Source organism: Segatella sinensis (assembly GCF_040095255.1).
Classification (GTDB): domain Bacteria; phylum Bacteroidota; class Bacteroidia; order Bacteroidales; family Bacteroidaceae; genus Prevotella; species Prevotella sinensis.
The window spans coordinates 1-18,133 of record NZ_JBBNGE010000041.1 but is presented as its reverse complement, the minus strand read 5'-3'; the positions used below and the strand labels follow the sequence as shown (position 1 = coordinate 18,133).

General features: G+C 46.6%; 10 protein-coding genes and 1 pseudogene. 3 read left to right on the top strand and 8 right to left on the bottom strand.

What is annotated here, in order from left to right:
* Positions 1-121: 121 nt before the first annotated feature.
* The 6 genes from AAAT87_RS11140 to AAAT87_RS11115 all read right to left on the bottom strand — a co-directional run bounded on the left by AAAT87_RS11140 (position 122) and on the right by AAAT87_RS11115 (position 10,801).
* A complete protein-coding gene (locus AAAT87_RS11140; RefSeq protein WP_427866513.1) occupies positions 122-2,464 on the bottom strand; it encodes a glycoside hydrolase family 3 C-terminal domain-containing protein in 2,343 nt (780 codons plus the stop codon).
* 63 nt (positions 2,465-2,527) lie between these two features.
* Positions 2,528-3,754 carry an esterase gene (locus tag AAAT87_RS11135; protein WP_119229458.1) on the bottom strand — a complete coding sequence of 409 codons (1,227 nt, stop codon included), beginning with the start codon at positions 3,752-3,754 and terminating at the stop codon, positions 2,528-2,530.
* A 74-nt stretch (positions 3,755-3,828) separates the two neighbouring features.
* Positions 3,829-5,034 carry an esterase gene (locus tag AAAT87_RS11130; RefSeq protein WP_295024675.1) on the bottom strand — a complete coding sequence of 402 codons (1,206 nt, stop codon included), beginning with the start codon at positions 5,032-5,034 and terminating at the stop codon, positions 3,829-3,831.
* A 118-nt stretch (positions 5,035-5,152) separates the two neighbouring features.
* Entirely contained in the window at positions 5,153-6,070 is a 918-nt protein-coding gene (locus AAAT87_RS11125) for a hypothetical protein (RefSeq protein ID WP_295024676.1), read from the bottom strand.
* Between the two features lie 34 nt (positions 6,071-6,104).
* Positions 6,105-7,667, bottom strand: coding sequence for a RagB/SusD family nutrient uptake outer membrane protein (locus AAAT87_RS11120; protein WP_349226450.1), 1,563 nt, complete (start codon positions 7,665-7,667; stop codon positions 6,105-6,107).
* A 59-nt stretch (positions 7,668-7,726) separates the two neighbouring features.
* Entirely contained in the window at positions 7,727-10,801 is a 3,075-nt protein-coding gene (locus tag AAAT87_RS11115) for a SusC/RagA family TonB-linked outer membrane protein (protein WP_428848576.1), read from the bottom strand.
* A gap of 254 nt (positions 10,802-11,055) precedes the next feature.
* Between AAAT87_RS11115 and AAAT87_RS11110 the strand changes: the two genes are divergently transcribed.
* From AAAT87_RS11110 to AAAT87_RS11100, 3 genes are all read left to right on the top strand, one after another.
* The gene (locus AAAT87_RS11110) at positions 11,056-15,087 is read left to right on the top strand and encodes a hybrid sensor histidine kinase/response regulator transcription factor (protein ID WP_349226449.1); all 4,032 of its coding nucleotides are present in this window, start codon (positions 11,056-11,058) and stop codon (positions 15,085-15,087) included.
* A gap of 87 nt (positions 15,088-15,174) precedes the next feature.
* On the top strand, positions 15,175-15,549 hold the full coding sequence (locus AAAT87_RS11105; RefSeq protein ID WP_006848032.1) for a RidA family protein: 375 nt from the start codon (positions 15,175-15,177) through the stop codon (positions 15,547-15,549).
* A 107-nt stretch (positions 15,550-15,656) separates the two neighbouring features.
* Entirely contained in the window at positions 15,657-16,457 is an 801-nt protein-coding gene (locus tag AAAT87_RS11100) for an ABC transporter ATP-binding protein (RefSeq protein WP_349226448.1), read from the top strand.
* 33 nt (positions 16,458-16,490) lie between these two features.
* Here the strand turns inward: AAAT87_RS11100 and AAAT87_RS11095 are convergent, their stop codons facing one another.
* Together AAAT87_RS11095 and AAAT87_RS11090 are read right to left on the bottom strand one after the other, a co-directional pair.
* A complete protein-coding gene (locus AAAT87_RS11095; protein WP_295025486.1) occupies positions 16,491-17,051 on the bottom strand; it encodes a DUF5675 family protein in 561 nt (186 codons plus the stop codon).
* A gap of 14 nt (positions 17,052-17,065) precedes the next feature.
* Positions 17,066-18,133: pseudogene (locus tag AAAT87_RS11090) on the bottom strand (hypothetical protein); the annotation flags it as partial.

Sequence of the window (18,133 nt, the reverse complement as noted above, 5' to 3'; positions counted from 1 at the left end):
AATATAAAAAGAGGGTGCGCCGTCAGTTGATAGCGCACCCTCTTTTTATATCTTATTAAACTCTTTATTACTCTTTATTACCATCAAGCTCTTTTATTTTTGAGCTTTATCTTTGATAGAACTACTTTACTTCCTTGAGCAAGCAAGGGCGAACCTTCTCGGTTACACCAGCTTCCTCAGTAATCACGGTGGTGAGAGGCTTGAGATCAGCAGCATTCTTTGCCACCATCACCTTGTAATCACCAGCCTCAACCTGCCACTGACTATCAATCTCATTGAAAGAAGCCAAATTCTTGTATGGGATATCGATAGAAACTGTCTCCGACTCACCAGGCTGCAAATTCTTAGTCTTGGCGAAACCACGAAGTTCCCTGGTTGGTTTATCCATATCCTTGCCAGGAGCTGCCACATATACCTGAACAACTTCCTTACCAGCTACCTTACCAGCATTCTTCACAGTCACCAGGACCTTGATATTGCCCTGTGCATCCTTCGTTACCACAGGTTTTCCATACTTAAAGGTAGTATAGCTCATACCATAACCAAAAGGAAAAGATACAGGCACATTCTTAGTCTGGTAATAACGATAACCTACATAAACACCATCATTATACTCGGTGTAATCCACATTCTTCACGTTACCCTTGCTACCGATGCCCTTGCCCATAAACATACCAAGCACATCATCAACCTTGACAGTCTCAGGGTTAGGGAAATCAGCCTTAGAAGGAACATCGTTATAACTTACAGGCCATGTCATAGGAAGACGACCAGAAGGATTCTCCTTACCCGCCAAGATGTCAGCAACACAGTTACCACCCTCCTGACCAGGCAACCAAGACAACAATACAGCATCAGGACCACCAATCCAACTCTTGGTCTCAACAACGCCACATACATTCAAGATGACAACCACCTTCTTACCTGCCTTATGGAAAGCGTTGCAAACGCCAGAAATCATATCCTTCTCCTCCTTGGTGAGATTGAAGCTATCAGAAATCTTTCGATCCAAGAACTCACCAGACGACTTACCAATAGTGATGATTGCCATATCGTTGTTTTTGACGGCAGCAGACATATTCAATTCAGCAAGGCTCATCTCAGGGATGAAGTGACCAGGCAAGAAAGCCTCCAAAGGATTCTTTGGCTTTGGCAAGTTCGCCTTTGCCTTTGGAGCATACTCTATGTATGACTTATGGATATCGCCATCCACCTGATAGCCAGCATTCTTCAAACCATCCAACAAACTTACCACATAAGCATGGTTAACATTGCCAGAACCAGTACCACCAGCTATGAAATCATAAGAAGTATTGCCGAAGAGAGCGATGTTCTTAATCTTCTGATCGAGTGGCAATACATTCTTGTTATTCTTCAATAACACCATTCCCTCGGTAGCGGCATTGCGAGCCACCAAAGCATGTCCCTTCAAATCAGGGTTGTTGTCGGCAACATACTGCTTGAAACGAGGAGTCTGCATGATATACTCCAAGATATGGCGCACATTGCGGTCGAGGATTTCCATAGACAGGCGACCATTGAGCACAGCCTTGCGAATCTCCTTCACCTGGTCTGCCTTACCAGGCATCAACAGGTCGTTACCCGCTTCCATCTGGGCAGCTGCGCTAAGACCACCAAACCAGTCGGTCATCACCATACCCTTGAATCCCCACTCATGGCGAAGAATCTCTGTTATCAAGTCACAACGCTCACTAGACATCGTACCATTGATGAGATTGTAAGAAGTCATCACTGTCCAAGGCTGAGCCTCCTTGATAACGATTTCGAAAGGTTTCAAGTAAATCTCACGGAAAGTACGTGGATTACCGATAACATTGTTACGAGTACGATTGGTCTCCTGGTTGTTCAGTGCGAAGTGCTTCAACGAAGTACCGACATCGTTGCTCTCGATACCATTCACCATAGCAGCACAAATGGTACCAGCCAACAATGGGTCTTCTGAATAATACTCAAAGTTACGACCACAAAGAGGATTACGCATAATATTGGTAGCAGGTGCCAACAAGACATCTACGCCATAATGCTTCACCTCGTCTCCCATAGAGGTACCTACGGAATACACCAAGTCTTTGTTCCAGGTAGAGCTCATCACAGTAGCCACAGGGAAGTGGGTACAGTAGAATGTCTTGTCGGTATTCTTGCGCTTAGGGTCGATGCGAAGACCAGCAGGACCATCGGCTACAACCGTAGCAGGAATGCCCAGACGCTCAATACCATTCACCTGACCTGCGGCACCCTGTACCAACTGACCTTGGTTACCAATGGTAGCCTCCATCTGGCTCTCATACTTACCCGTAGAACCTACCACCAACTGAATCTTCTCATCGAGAGTCATCGCATTGATGACATCCTGAATAGGAGACACACCCAACTTCGGATTCTGTGCTTGCACTACGAAAGTCGCAGAAAAAAGCACACATGAAGAAACTAATAATTGTTTTATCATTGTCTATACCTTGTTAAAAAAAAATATTTTATTAAGCTATTACTTGAAAAACTTATTTTATCATTTGAAAATCTTCTGTGCGAACTCTGTAAGATACACACGCCAATTACGCCAGATGTGTCCACCCTCCGTCTCCAAATAGGTATATTTATACCCCTTCTCATCGAAGTAGCGACGCAAGTCTGCACTGCTCTTGTAGAGGAAATCGGTCTTGCCCATACCAATCCAATATAACTTTGGCTTGTTCTTAAACAGAGTAGCCAACTGTGTCTTAGCCTCCTCATTCCCCTGCAACTGCTTGTAGAAGTCATTACGGAAATCGCCAGTAGTACTCACATGCAAACCTGCAGAGAAGAGCCCGATGTAATCAAACTTGGTAGGGAAACGACGAGAGATATCGAAAGAATGACCACCTCCCATAGAGAGTCCACAGATGGCACGATGAGCCTTGTCCTTAGCAACCTTGTAATGGCTCTCCACATAATTCATCACATCAGGGAAACTCTCATCCATGGTGGCAGCTGGCTTAGCACCTTGATAGCCATAGAAAGAAGGAATATATTGACCTGCCGACCACTCACCTGGAGCAGCCTGGCAATTAGGATTGCCATTGGTCATCACCACGACCATAGGCTTAGCCTTACCTGTGGCAATCAAATTATCAAGAATATGCTGTGCACGACCTAAAGTAGTCCAAGCATCCTCATCGCCACCAGCGCCATGGAGCAGATAGAGTACAGGATAATCCTTGCCCTTGTCATAACCTGCTGGAGTATAGACCGTCATACGGCGCTGCATCTTGAGTGTAGGACTATCATACCATACCTTAGATACATTTCCGTGAGGCACTTCGTTAACGGTATAGAGATCACCACAATCACCTTTCTTGTCTGAAAGAATGAATATATTGGTTTCTGAGGTAATATCACGAGTGATATACACGCTTCCCGGGTCAACGATCTTCACTCCATCCAAAAGAAAATTGTAAGAATACAACTCAGGGGAAAGCAATTGGCTGGTAAAAGTCCAAACACCCTTTTCATCTTTTTTCATATCAGCTACTCCAGGAGCATCATACTTTCCCAATGGTGTATCAATGGTTTTCGGTGCCAAGAAATCACCAGTAACCTGCACCTTTTGGGCATTAGGAGCCTTCAAGCGGAATGTTACGGTATGGTTGGCATTCACCTCGGGTGAGATAACAGGAGCATTGTCAAACAAAGCCTGTTGGGCAAAACTGCCAAGACTCATCAGCAAGGCAGTTGCCAAGAATGTAATTTTCTTCATTGTTATCTAATTTTAATAATTGTTAGTCTCATTCTATAGAAGGTCTCCTAAGATTTAGAAGACCTTCCAGCTAATTATTCGAATATTTTTTGGGCAAATTCAGTGAGATAGATTCTCCAATTTCGCCAAATATGTCCCCCATCAGTTTCCATATAGGTATATTTGTATCCCTTGCTATCCAGTTTCTTTCGAAAAGCGTTGTTGTCCTTATAGAGGAAATCGGAATTACCTATGCCTATCCAGAAGAGTTTTGGCTTGGCAGCAAAGAGGTTAGCCAACTTATCATCCAGATTGTCGTAGATATACTCATTGGCTCCATCGCTCCTCTGCTCCTTGCCGATGGCTGCGGAGAATAAACCTACATAACCAAAGGTTTTAGGATTGTTGATAGAAATATAGAGCGAGTGAAAACCACCCATCGAAAGACCTGCTATGGCACGACCTTGAGCACTGGCGATGGTACGATAGCGACTATCTATGAACTTCACTACCTCAGGGAAAGATACCTCGAAAGAGCCCTCCATGGTCTTAGGCAATCCCAATGTAGGAACTATCAGATTATCCGAAGTCTGTCCTGGAGCTGCCTCCTGAGAGATATTGCCATTGGTCATGACGACGATCATTGGCTTCGCCTTGCCTTGCGCAATGAGGTTATCGAGAATTTGCGAAGCACGTCCCAAATCCATCCACGCTTCCTCGTCGCCACCGATGCCATGCAAGAGATAAAGCACAGGATATTTCTGCTTGCTGGTCTCGTAACCTGCAGGAGTATATACTGTCATACGGCGAGTAAGGCCAGCTTTGGCATCATCATACCAGACCTTTGATACGGTTCCATGCGCTACCTTGTTGACCTTGTAGAGATCTGCCTTTCCTCCGCCTATCAAGAAATAGTTGGAAACGTTGGCGATGTCACGCACGGTATAGACGTTGAGATGGTCGGTAACACTGGCGCCATCCACCATCATTGTATAGCTATAAAGCTCTGGTGCCAAAGGAGCAGTGGTTGTAAATGACCACACACCCTTCTCATCCTTCTTCAAATCGGCTACTCCAGGCATATCATACTTACCCATCGGGGTATCAACTTTCTTGGTTGGCAAGAAGTCACCTGTTATCTGTACTTTATGTGCCTCTGGTGCCATGCAGCGGAAAGTAACGGTCTTGTCTGCATGAATCTCAGGAGATAGAGGCATCTGTCCTCCGAACAAGGCTTGCTGTCCGAAGGCAGATCCACCAATCGCACACAATGTTATTGCTAATATCGAAAATCTTTTCATTGGATATAACGTTTTACTTTTTATATTAATTAACCAAACTCTATTATCTTTTTCAACAACTGTTGATTATTCAAAAACTATTGCTTGAGTAAAGGTATCTACCTGCCTATTCAAGGCTTTACTTGGCGATGGCAGCAAACTTAATCTTAAATGATCCTTTACCAGCCGCTCCATCTACACCACTCTGGGTTTCAAGGTCAGCGCCCTCGAATGAGAATAAGTCCTGTCCCTCTGCATCCTTAACGGTAGAGATGATGATCTTACCTGCCGTGATGTATTGTGCGACACCAGCCTCATCCACGAAGTAACTACCACCCATGAAACCGTATTGAGGGAAAGCATAACCATTGCCCATCAACCAAGGCTCTGAAGCATTCCCTTGAATGGTATATTCACCAGCCAAGTCTGTATGACCGAGCTGATTGGCATTCACGGCTTCCAGACAAGCAGCAGGCTGACCTGCTGGATTGTTGATAGAGATGATATACTTGGTAGCATTAGGATTCACGACGACAGGAGCACCCGTTGACCAATCGACAATCTGATTTGGAGCGATAGTAAGAGTATAGCCCGATGCCTCTGGGTCATCCTGTCCCACAACGAAGGCAAGCTCTCCTACATAATTCAACTTCACTCGCTGACCGGCGGCATTGGCAAACAAACCGTTCAAGTAATACTTGCCCCCGATAAGAGATACGTCGATGTCACCACTCTTCATTGCCTCACCATTCACCTTGACCACACAAGTTTTGTTAGCCACGGTCTCAGCTACGGTATAAGAGGCAGCGGGAAGAATCCACTCGGTACTACCAAAACTAACCTGAATGACAGTTCCCTTTACATCTTTTATATCTACATTGAGCGCCTTCACGCCTTTCTTTAACTTAGTGGTAGGCTGCACGGTAGCCTCTTGCGATGTATAATTCTGCATATCTGCATATACTCCCTGCATACCATCAAGAGCATCGTTATCGCAGGCTGTGAAACACAGCCCTGCAATAAACAGACTTAATATTGAACCTATATATTTTTTCATATCAATATCATTTAAATATCAGTTAATTAGAAGATTACCATCCCGTATTCTGCTGGATATTAGGATTCAATTCTCTTTCCTTCAAAGGAATAGGAAGCAACATGTGCTTGTCTTGGAATCCGAAAGTAGAATTGGAGAAATCCCAACTTACGCCCTTGGAAGAATAGTTAGGAATTTCCTTACCCTGTGAAGCCAAGGCTTTCTTGGCATCACCCCAACGTACCAAGTCCTGGAATCGGGTACTTTCCAGGCAGAGTTCCAAGCGCTTCTCCATCTTGATATCGTCCAAGGTAACGCTAATCAATGGAGTTTCCTTGGCGCGAATACGAATCTCATTGATGTCTTTCAGCGCTACGTCTGTGTTGCCAGCCTCCAGGTTTGCCTCGGCAGCCAGAAGGAGAACTTCGGCATAACGCATAATTTTTCGGTCGGTATATTGAAATCCCTGGAAGTAGGAGGCATCCATGATGTTGTCACTCTTCAATATGCGGTTCTTGAAGAAGAGGTATCCTTCACATCCATAGATGTTCTGTCCAGGATTCAACTTCACACCGTATGCTGTCATCTGATCACTGTTGAGCAGGGTCTTCTGCAAACGGTATCCATTCTCGCCCTCTGCTTTTACAAATGCCTCATAGAGAGACTTGCGAGGATTCAAGAAGCCGTAGGTTCCCTGAGCCACTTCGTCGGCAGCCTTGCCTTCGAGCGTCATATTGCCAGTACGCCATCCTTGCATCAGGAAGGTCATGTCCATCTGGGACCAAGTCTGCTCCTGGTCGTTACGCCACTGCAATTCGAGCATAGACTCACAGTTGTTGTTGTTGACGGCATGAAACTGCATATCATAGTCGCCACGGAAGAGGTCGTACTTCTTGGAATCCACCACCTCATTGAGTACGGATGCAGCCTCCTGATACTTTTTCTGGAAGAGATAAGCCTTGCCCAGATAAGCCTTTGCCACCTCCTGGGTAACACGCATACCCGTCTCCTGGTCATCCTTGTTCTTCTTGGAAGGCAAGGCATTCATGCCGATTGCCTCTTTCAAGTCTGCCTCCACAGCAGCCCAAAGCGCCTCTGGAGTACTGTTTGGCTGGCGGTACTCACCTGTAGCCAAGAGATGATCTACCAATGGAGCTGTACCCCAAAGGGTAACCAGCTCGAAGTTAGCCCAGGCGCGGAAGAAATAAGCCTCGGCTATGGCACGCTTCTTGACTTCCGTATCATTAGCCACCTTCTCTATAACGAGGTTTGACTGATAGATGACACCATAGAGACCCGAGAACAGGCCCTCGATATTGCCGTTGCTAGAATCGAAGGTATATTCATTCAACTGCTCGTATGAGTTGTTGTCGCCACGACTACCACCGCCACACCAAGCATCATCCGAAAGCATATTCTTGGTAAAGAACCAAGTATAATACAATCCCTTCACACGGCTATACATGGCAGCCACCGCCTGCTCGGTCTGCTCATTGGTCTTGTAGAAATCATCCTGACCACCCATATTGCCATGCTTTGCTATATCGAGTCTGTCTTCACAACCGGCAAATAACACTGCCACAACGAGAAGCAGACTATATATGATATTCTTTTTCATAATTTCCTAATGTTATTATATATAGAATATGTATGTTAGTTACATGAACCCTCTAGACCTTAGAACTCCAAGTTGAAGCCCATTACTACCTTTCTTGAGGTTGGATAACCGCCTTTGTCGATACCCATACCCACAACACTATTGGTAGAAACCTCAGGGTCGAAGCCTGGGTACTTGGTGATGGTGAAGAAGTCATCGAGAGATACATAGAGGCGCAAATTGCTGATTGCCACCTTCTTGAGAAGGGTTCTCGGCAAGCTGTAGCCCAACTGAATCTGCTTAATCTTGAAATAAGATCCATCATATACCATTGCGCTGGATGTAGCATACTTGTCCATATTGTTGGCACCAGCACGTGGCTTGCTACCATTAGGATTGCTCTCCGTCCAACGGTCGTCATAGAAGAGTTCCTTCATCTTGTTGACCATAGGGAAGTCGGTACGGTTGATACAGTTGAATATCTTGTTGCCTGATGCACCGGAACCAAATACTGCCAAGTCGAAACCTTTGTAAGCTGCGGTCAAGGTGATACCATAGGTGAAGTCTGGAATGGCACTGCCCAAGTCCATCTTGTCATCATCGGTCAGATCACCACTATCGTTCAGGTCGGCAAAAGTTGGATCGCCCGTCTTTGAGTCTATGCCTGTAAACTGATAGCCGCGGAAATAATACACAGGATAACCCTTCTCGAAGTACGTGAGAGGCACATTCATAAAGGTAGTACCCTGCAAACGGGTCAAGGATGGGTCGAGATAAGTAACCTCGTTCTTCAAGGTAGCGAGGTTGCCACGTACACTGTAGCTGAAATCACCGATGTTGTCTCTCCAACCGAGTTCAAACTCGAATCCCTTGTTGCTTACGTTACCAGCATTGATAGGAGATGTGGTGCCGCCGATAACCAGAGATGGAGTGGTACCACCCACGAGCAAGTCCTTGGTCTTCTTCACGAAATAGTCCATGCTGAAGTTCATTCTGCCAGCAAAGAGGAGCGCATCGATACCCAAGTCGGTCTGCTCTGATGTTTCCCACTTCAGTTTATCGTTACCCATACTAGATGGACTAACAGACGTTGTATAATTATTACCAGAAACTAACGGATAAATGCTACCCTGCGCCATATCGGTGCTGTAGGCATAGCCACTCAAGGAAGCCAAGCTACCATTCTGACCCCAGCTGGCACGCAATTTCAAACTAGCCACAACATCTCTTAAAGGCTCGAAGAACTTTTCCTCAGAAATGGTCCAACCTCCAGACACAGCTGGGAAATATCCCCAACGGTTGGTAGCTGGAAGCTTAGATAAGTCGGCAGCATCTGCACGGAGGGAAGCCTGCAGATAATAACGGTTCTTATAATCGTAACTCAAACGGCCAAAGTAAGAATACTTGGCTGAGCGAGTTTTCTCACCACCTACAGACTTGGTAGCAGAAGCGGATGCAAAATTCAGATAGTAGAACAATGGATTGTTCTTCTTGACAGCATCTTCACCATTAGCCTGCAAACCACCCTGCACGTAATCGTAGGTAGATTCCTGGAAAGACATACCAACCATGGCATTCACGGTATGGTCGCCGAGTTTCTTCATATAGTTGGCAAAGTTTTCCCATTGATAATAGATAGAGGTAGAAGAAGATGCACTCTGATCTACATAATCACGGCTTTGCGTTGCATTTCCATAGAAAGGAAGTGAAGTGGAAGAACTGCGAGTACCCGACAAGCGATAGCCAAAGCGAGAAGTAATCACAAGATCCTTGATAGGCTTGAAATCTGCATAGATGGAACCATTCACATTGAATCCACTGTTGCGAGATATGCCATTGTCACGCATCACGAATGGGTTGAACTGCTCACCTGCATAGAAAGCTGACACGCCATAGTAGTTACCAGCCGCATTGGTCAAGAGATGCTTTCCGCTTGCCAAGGCACTAGCAATATGAGCAGGCAAGTTTCCACCCTCGTATGCAACGGGGGTCAATGGATCCATAGAAAGCACAGCTGCCATCATAGAACCATACTCAGAACCCTCTGACACAGAACGGGCGTTATATTTTTCAATCTGGTTAGTAGTGCCCACCTTCAACCATGGCTTGATCTGATATTCAGCATTGATGGTAGCGGTGAGACGACGATAGAGATCATTATTACCTCTTACCATACCATCATTGTCAAGATAAGTAAGCGAAAGATAGTAGTTGCCATTTTGGTTACCACCCGTAAAGCCCAGGTTGTGCTTCTGCATCTTACCCTTGCCGTAGATGGCATCTACCCAGGAGGTATTGGTTGTTCCATCCCAATTCTTCAAGAGATAATCCTCGGTAAAGGTTTTACCTTCTTTCATATATTGGATATATTCTTCGGCATTGAGCAACTTAGGCTTTTTAGCAAGCGATTCGATGGCATATTGGAAATCATATGTTATCTTTCCACTACCCACAGAACCCTTCTTCGTAGTAATGAGAACCACGCCATTACCAGCCTCTGCACCATATATGGCAGCAGAAGCGGCATCCTTCAACACTTCCATAGATGCTATGTCATTAGGATCGATACCACTAATATCGCCTAGGCGCACACCATCTACTACATAGAGAGGATCGGAAGAACCATTGGAAGAGAAACCACGGATACGAACGGTTGGTGATGCACCCGGACGAGCAGAAGAAGAGACAATCTGTACGCCTGCGGTCTTACCCTGAAGAGCAGACTTGGCATTGGTGATGGTACGATTCTCCATATCCTCTTTCTTCACCTGAGAGATGGCACCTGTTACAGAACTTTTCTTCTGAACTCCATAGCCCACAACTACCACATCGTCGAGCACCTTGTTGTCTTCATGTAATGTAATCTTAAGCTTGGAAGAGTTGGCTAATACCTCTTTATTCTTATAACCAAGATAAGAGAAGACAAGGGTCTTACCTTTTTGCACATGGATCGTAAAGTTACCATCCATATCGGTTACAGTGCCACCCTTGTTGTCTCCCTGCACACGCACGGTAACACCAATCAAAGGGTCGGCATTTTGGTCAACTACGAGACCAGCGACTTTCATCAGTTCCTGCGCCAAGGCAGCAGAACCGGAAATCATCAATAAGAACACGAAGGTCAGGAACCTTCTGTAATCATTCATTTTTCTCATAGATTTTACTCATTAAAGATAATACTTTGTTAGTTAAGCTTTTATTCTTGTAAATCAGTTGATTGTTTACGGCTGCAAAGGTATTGCTTTTTATCATACACCTTTTTCTAACTTGTTTTCTTGTGTTACGTTTTTGTTCAAAATGGGGTTTTCTATATGTTCAAAAACTTGCGTATTTGTTTAAAAAGTCTTATAAACCTTGTATATATCAAGGTTTTATAGTACTTTTGCAGCAACTATCAAAACCATCGATTATGAAACAAACAAAGGTATTTTATAACGTACTCATCCTCTTGGCAGCCCTTCTTCTTACTGCTTGCCAGGACCAAAAAGACATCCCCGAAGTCTCTTCACCCGAGAAGAACCTCGTCCTGTCTGATTATATCTCCAACCAAAAGGTGAAGAGCATCTGCGAAGACAGATACGGACAAATCTGGATAGGTACCTTCCGTGGTCTCAACAAGTATGATGGCAACCAGTATCACCAATACTACTGCGTGGACGATTCACTGGGATTGCCCGACAACAATATTACCGACATTTATCGTGACTCTCACAACCGACTCTGGGTAGCCACCGTCAATGGCGTATGCCTATACCAGGCCAATGGCAATTTCAAACGAGTAAGTATCAATGGCACTAACAAGAACATCGAAAAAATCCTGGAAGACAAGGAGGGAAGAATCTTCCTTCTCACGACAACAGACCTGTATCAATATGACGAAAAAAACAACAAAGCCATCACCAGGCTCTCCAAAATGCTGGAGAAGAACTGCTATAATATCTCTTGCCATATAGACCGAAAAGATGTGATGTGGATTGTTACCCCTTACTCTGTCAAGGGGTATCGCACCCAAGACCTCAAACTTATCGCCCAAAGCCCAGTACAGAATTATCCCATCGTCTCTTTTCTCCTCGATGGGCATCAGCTCTACCTCTCTGGCTACAATGGAATGCAGCTCTTTGATACGGACACCAGGAAATGGCAACATCTCCCTGTAGCCTTGCAAGGCTTGCAAATCCCCAACGACATGGTCAACTGCATCCATCCGTATGGTGCAAAAGGCAACCTTCTGCTTAGCACCACCAAGCACGGATTACTCTATTTCAATGCCCAGAAGGGAACCATCCTGCCACAAAGCGACAAGAATTTCCCATTCGAAGTGCCTGATATGGAAGTCAACAAGATGTTAACCGACTCCAAGGGCAACCTTTGGCTCGGTTCTGAAGACGATGGCGTAAAAACCATCTACAGATACAAGGATATGTTTAACAGCATGCCTGCCCTTCAACGTGCCATCGGCAAACAGCCCGTACTCTCCGTAGCCGCCGACAGGAATCACCACCTTTGGATTTCTACCAAGAAGAACGGACTCTATATGTATGACTTGCAAACCCAGCAACTCAAGGACATACCGATGGTTTCCTACAGCAACGGCAACAAGAAGAATGCCATCACCAACATCTTTGTGGATAGCAGCAATCATCTATGGCTAGCCAATGGCGACCATGTGGCAAAGTACCAATACGATGGCAACAATCTCAACAAGGTAGCCTCCTACCCTTGCTTCATGCCTATGGACATCAGCCAAGATGCAAAGGGAAACATCTGGGTATCCACGGCATCCGTCAACATCTACTGCATTTCAGCACAAAGTGGAGAGATGACCAAAAAACAACTCTTCCCTACCACTTTCTGCTTCATTCCCAGCATCATGCTCTTGCAGAATGGCAGCATGCTCATATCTGCCTTCTACAGACCTATCCTGGAAATGAATGGAAACAACTTCGATGTCCAAGAGTTTAAAGTGAATCCGGATGACTGGAAAAAGTGCATCAAGCGAAGTGTGTATATCCCTACCAAGAACTATCAAGACCGCAAGGGCAACATCTGGTTGGGTACAGTCACCAACGGACTCTTGAAGTATGAAGCAAAGAGCCACAAGCTGACCACCATAGCAGGAATCTCCTGCTCCGACATTTCCAGCATCGAGGAAGATAGAGATGGGAACATTTGGGTCAGTACGATGTATGGACTCAACAAGATAGATGGAAAAACAGAAAAGGTAACCACCTACAACGAGGCTGACGGTGTGAAAGGCTTCCAATTCTACGATAGGGCATCGTGCAAGCTATCAGATGGAACTCTCATCTTCGGCGGTACCCAGGGACTTACCATCTTCAATCCACAAGACGTAAACACGAACCAGCAGATAAGTCTGCTTTTCGAAACACTCAAGGTACATAATGAGATTATGCTTCCTGGCAAGAATGGATGTATCAAGGAGAGTATGGAAGAATCACCCCATATCCACCTCAGCTACAAACAAAACAGCTTCAGCATCGCCTTTTCTGCCATCGACTACAGCGACTACAAGCGCATCCATTACTTCTACCAAATGGCTGGATTCGACAATACATGGATTGATGCCGGCAATAACAACGAGGCGTACTACTCTAACCTGCCTGCCGGCAACTATACCTTCAAGGTAAAGATGGTAGGCAATGGATCCGACAATATCATCGCCGAAAAAAGCATACTGGTAAGCATCGCCCCTGAGCCTTGGAACTCTTGGTGGGCATGGTGCCTATACCTTATTATAATAGGGGGCGTCGGCTTCGTGATCTATCGGCAGAAGATGCGCATCAGCATCGAGAAGAACATGGTTCAAAAGGCTAAGGATGAGAAGGAGCAGGAACAGCGCATCAACAAGATGAACATGAGTTTCTTCGCCAACATATCGCATGAGTTCCGAACACCACTCACCATGATTTCTGGACCAGTGGAACAACTCTGCGAAAGTGAAAGCATCAACAAGCACGACAAGTTGCTGTTGAACATCATCAGCCGAAGCGTGGATAGAATGCTGAGACTCGTCAACCAGTTGCTCGACTTCAACAAGCTGGAGAACGACACACTCCGCTTGCACGTCAAGCAAACCGACATTATCTCCGAGATGAAGCGCATCATGGACCTCTTCATCGTGAATACCGAGGAGAAAGGAATCACCTTGAACTGTCACGGACTGGAAGGTTCCTACCTGATGCTTCTGGATTCCGACAAACTGGAAAAGATTATCAACAACCTGATGTCCAACGCTATGAAGTTTACCCCTCGTGGCGGTAAGATAGATGTTTCTTTCGACACCGGTACCACTAACAAGGGTGAACAGATCATCACCATCACGGTAGCAGATACAGGCAAAGGAATCCCACAGAATGAGGTGGAGAATATCTTCAAGCGATATTATCAGTTGAACAACCAGTCTACAGGCACTATCAACTGGGGTACAGGCATCGGACTCTACTATGCCCGCAGCCTGGCCGTACTTCACCATGGCAATCTAAAGGCGGGCAATCGCAAAGACTGTCAGGGAGCCATCTTCACCGTTACCCTGCCTACCGAGGATAGCCTCTATGCCGCCAACGAGAAAGCCCCTCTGGAGCAAGACCAGAAGAAAGCTTTCCCACTGCACGACAGTCAGAAGGTGGCAGACAAGATAAGTCAAGACGACAGTACAGACAACCGTCCGAAAATACTCATCGTAGATGATGATACCGAAGTGGTGCATTATCTTCGCACCCTCCTGGCTTCATCCTATCGCATCATCTATCGTTTCGATGCCGAGAGTGCCTTGAAGGCGACAAGGGAGGAAGAACCTAGCCTCATCCTCAGCGATGTGGTGATGCCGGGAATGAGCGGCTATGAACTCTGCAAGGAAATCAAGCAAGACATCCAGCTCTGCCATATCCCAGTCATCCTGGTAACGGCAAAAACCACCACCGAAAACCAGGTGGAGGGACTGAACTGTGGAGCAGATGCCTACGTTACCAAACCGTTCACCCCAAAGGTCCTCCTGGCAATGATCAACTCGCAACTCACCAACCGTGAGAAGACCAAGACCATCCTGACCAACGCCACGGAGACCGACAAGAACGTGGAGGAAGTACTGTCGCCACAAGATAAACTCTTCATGGACGAACTCTATCATATGATGGAGCAGGAACTTGCCAACTCGGAACTGGATGTCAACAAGGTAACGAAACTGATGCACATCTCCCGCACAAAGCTCTACTACAAGGTCAAGGGACTCACAGGAGAGAATCCAAGCGTCTTCTTCAAGACCTATAAGCTCAATCGTGCCGCCACCCTCATCGTGGAAGGCAAGTACAACATCTCGGAGATTGCCTATATGACGGGATTCAACACCCTGTCTCACTTCTCTACCAGCTTCAAGAAGCAATTTGGATGTACACCGAGCGAATATAGTAAGAAAACTTATTAAATTTCGATGCGAAATAGGTCAGTTTTGGGGAAAAATGCTTATCTTTGCATCCAGATTGATTTAATAAATAGAAAAAGGAAATTAATTATGAACGCAATTCACACAGACAATGCGCCTGCAGCTATCGGTCCATATAGCCAGGCGATCGAAGTAAACGGTTTCGTATTTGCATCAGGTCAGATTCCTATCGACCCTGCAACAGGCAACTTCGTAGAGGGTGGCATCAAGGAGCAGACTCGTCAGAGCCTCACCAACGCCCAGAACATCCTGAAGGCAGCCGGTACCGACCTTTCTCACGTAGTGAAGACTACTGTATATCTGAACAGCATGGACGATTTCGCAGCCATGAACGAGGTTTATGCCGAGTTCTTCAGCCAGCCATACCCAGCTCGTTCAGCCGTAGCCGTAGAGAAGTTGCCTAAGGGCGCACTCGTAGAGGTTGAGGTTTTGGCAGCAAAGTAACAAACTCGTATATGGGGAAGCGATAACTTCTTTAACTTCCTATAACTTCCCCATTTGCGAAACTTGAACAATCACAGGTCCGAAAACAACAAGGAAAAATATTTTTGATGGAATCCTGCATTACATTCAAGAATCTAAGCATTGGCTATCGTCCGAAGCATCAGCTCCGGGTGATAGCCTCTGCTGTTTCTGCCTCCCTGCATCCGGGCGAGCTCACCTGCCTCATCGGCGCCAACGGAGTGGGCAAATCCACCCTGCTCAGAACCCTTTGCGGTTTCCAGCCAGCCCTGGATGGCGAAATCCTTCTTCAAGATCAGCCTCTTTCCGCTTATCCGGCGCAGCAGCTAGCCCGTCAGATTGGCGTGGTTCTCACCTCCCGCATCGATGTTCCCCAGCTGTCTGTCAAGGAGATTGTAGGCATCGGCAGGTCTCCCTACACCAATTTCTGGGGCACCCTTACTCCGGCAGATCAGCAGATAGTAGATGAAGCCATCCATCAGGTCGGCATCCCCCACCTCGCCCAGCGCAACATCTCCGAGCTGAGCGATGGCGAGCGCCAGAAGACGATGATAGCCAAGGCGCTCGCCCAGCAGACCCGCATCATCATCCTCGACGAGCCTACCGCCTTCCTCGATTTTCCCAGCAAGGTAGAAACCCTTCAGATGCTCCGCCGCCTGGCACACGAGCAGCACAAGGCAATCCTGCTCTCCACTCACGATGTAGAGCTGGCGCTGCAGCTCTCCGACAGTCTCTGGCTGATGGAGCAGGACCGTCTCTCCATCGGCACCCCGAAGTCGCTTGCCGCCGATGGTTCCCTCTCGAGATTCATCGATCGCGACGGCATCCGGTTTAACCCGGAAGGAATGAGGATTGAAATAGAAAATGCAGCGCACTGCAAATTTTCCTAGTTTTCATAAGAAATTTGCAGCGCACTGCATTTTTTAGATGATGGTAATCCAGATACCTTCCCCCTGATTCTCCGCCGCCTGGATGCGATTCATCAGACGATGGAGCCAGATGCGGGAATTCACCACCATACCTTTTACCCTGTTCTCGCCCACCAGAATGCAGCTCTGGGTATCTTCGGGCTTGTTGCCGGCATGAATGCGGATGCCCTCGAAACCGGGAACACCCTGCACATACGGCAGCCACTTCTTGAATCGGGGCGACTTGGTGATGAGCACACGATACGAGCCCTCGGGGATGGCGGTACGGCCCGGAATCTTTCGTGCCACCTTGCCACTCTCTCTGCTGAAGCGGGCATTCACTTCCCCGGGCTGGAGCTCCACGCCCTTCAGGTTGCGCCACGTAGGCTCCAGGGTATCACAGAAGTAGCTGTCCTTAGACAACTTCTCCAAATCAAAACTATGTTCGAAACTGCGCTTGTCGCCGGCAGTCTTGCCCGACAGCGCCTTACGTTTCACATCACCATCAGCCAACAGATAAAGTCGGCCAATGGTATAAGTCTCCTTCTTTGCGATTCTTTTTACAACAATTTCCATATCAAATAGATTTTTTAATAATGGGTCTTGATAAAAACTGAGTATTTGAGTAACTGAGTATTTGAGTCTTTCTCCTTCACCTTGATATATCCACGGAAGAGCCAGTTGTTCAGCATCTTCATCGTGCCCTTCGCACTCATCTTATGCTCAACTCTCAAGGCTTCCACCTGCTGATAGTTGAACTCCTCAGGCAGGAATCCCAGGATGCTTGCCGGACCTCTCTTGCTCTCCTGATCGCACTCCAGCTCCGCCTTCTTGATGGCATCACCGAAGAAACGCATCTTGCAGTAGAGGTCGTAACGCTCGCTCCAGCGGATGAAATCCTCAATCTCAGGCTCCCACTGATAACCGTTCGCCACATAGAGCACACAAGCCTTCAGATAGCCGATTACGTTGGCACGGAAGCTCAGATTCTCATAGACTCTGTCCTGCGACAGACGGGAGAATTCCGCATTCTCATCCTTCAGCACCTCGGCAAGATGAAAAGCCTCCTTGCATTCCACCAGCCCCGAAGCCATGCAGAGATTATCGATGTAAGGTTTCAGAGAATTTCTGAATTCCTCATCATAGGTTCCATAGATGGGAATGTCCTCGCCGATGTCTCTTTCGGGGATGGTGCAGAAGTTGATACGGGAAACCGGACCATCGGTCAGCACACGCTTGAAATACCTGATGCCTTTATGGATGGTGGTAGAAGCATTCCAGTTGAAACGGATGGTGACACGCTCGGTGACACTTTGGGTTCCCACTCGTGTCTGTCCATATAAATTACCTGGGTCAAAAGCGAGGCACATGATACGGAACTGCTGATAACCGCTACCTTTGAGCGCATCAAACTGGTCGATTTCGTTCAGCGACGTATAAAGGAAATGTTCCTTGGCTTCCGCGGTACGCATCACGAAGGCAGGGTTGGTCATATCGGCATCAATCTCCTGGATAATCAGATTTTCAGGGCGTTTGCGCTTATCCTTGTTGGCACCCTTACGCATCATCTCCTCTTTCCACTCCTTCTCACGCTTCAGGTTTTCGGCATCTCTTTTACGGATATCCTCCATGATGAAATCGATAGGTTTCTGTACGCA

What these genes read in the sequence shown, in the direction of transcription:
- AAAT87_RS11100 (WP_349226448.1), top strand. Translation starts at nt 15,657, where the DNA reads ATGGAATCCTGCATTACATTCAAGAATCTAAGCATTGGCTATCGTCCG.
- AAAT87_RS11130 (WP_295024675.1), bottom strand. Translation starts at nt 5,034, where the DNA reads ATGAAAAGATTTTCGATATTAGCAATAACATTGTGTGCGATTGGTGGA.
- AAAT87_RS11095 (WP_295025486.1), bottom strand. Translation starts at nt 17,051, where the DNA reads ATGGAAATTGTTGTAAAAAGAATCGCAAAGAAGGAGACTTATACCATT.
- AAAT87_RS11135 (WP_119229458.1), bottom strand. Translation starts at nt 3,754, where the DNA reads ATGAAGAAAATTACATTCTTGGCAACTGCCTTGCTGATGAGTCTTGGC.
- AAAT87_RS11120 (WP_349226450.1), bottom strand. Translation starts at nt 7,667, where the DNA reads ATGAAAAAGAATATCATATATAGTCTGCTTCTCGTTGTGGCAGTGTTA.
- AAAT87_RS11115 (WP_428848576.1), bottom strand. Translation starts at nt 10,801, where the DNA reads ATGAGAAAAATGAATGATTACAGAAGGTTCCTGACCTTCGTGTTCTTA.
- AAAT87_RS11105 (WP_006848032.1), top strand. Translation starts at nt 15,175, where the DNA reads ATGAACGCAATTCACACAGACAATGCGCCTGCAGCTATCGGTCCATAT.
- AAAT87_RS11125 (WP_295024676.1), bottom strand. Translation starts at nt 6,070, where the DNA reads ATGAAAAAATATATAGGTTCAATATTAAGTCTGTTTATTGCAGGGCTG.
- AAAT87_RS11110 (WP_349226449.1), top strand. Translation starts at nt 11,056, where the DNA reads ATGAAACAAACAAAGGTATTTTATAACGTACTCATCCTCTTGGCAGCC.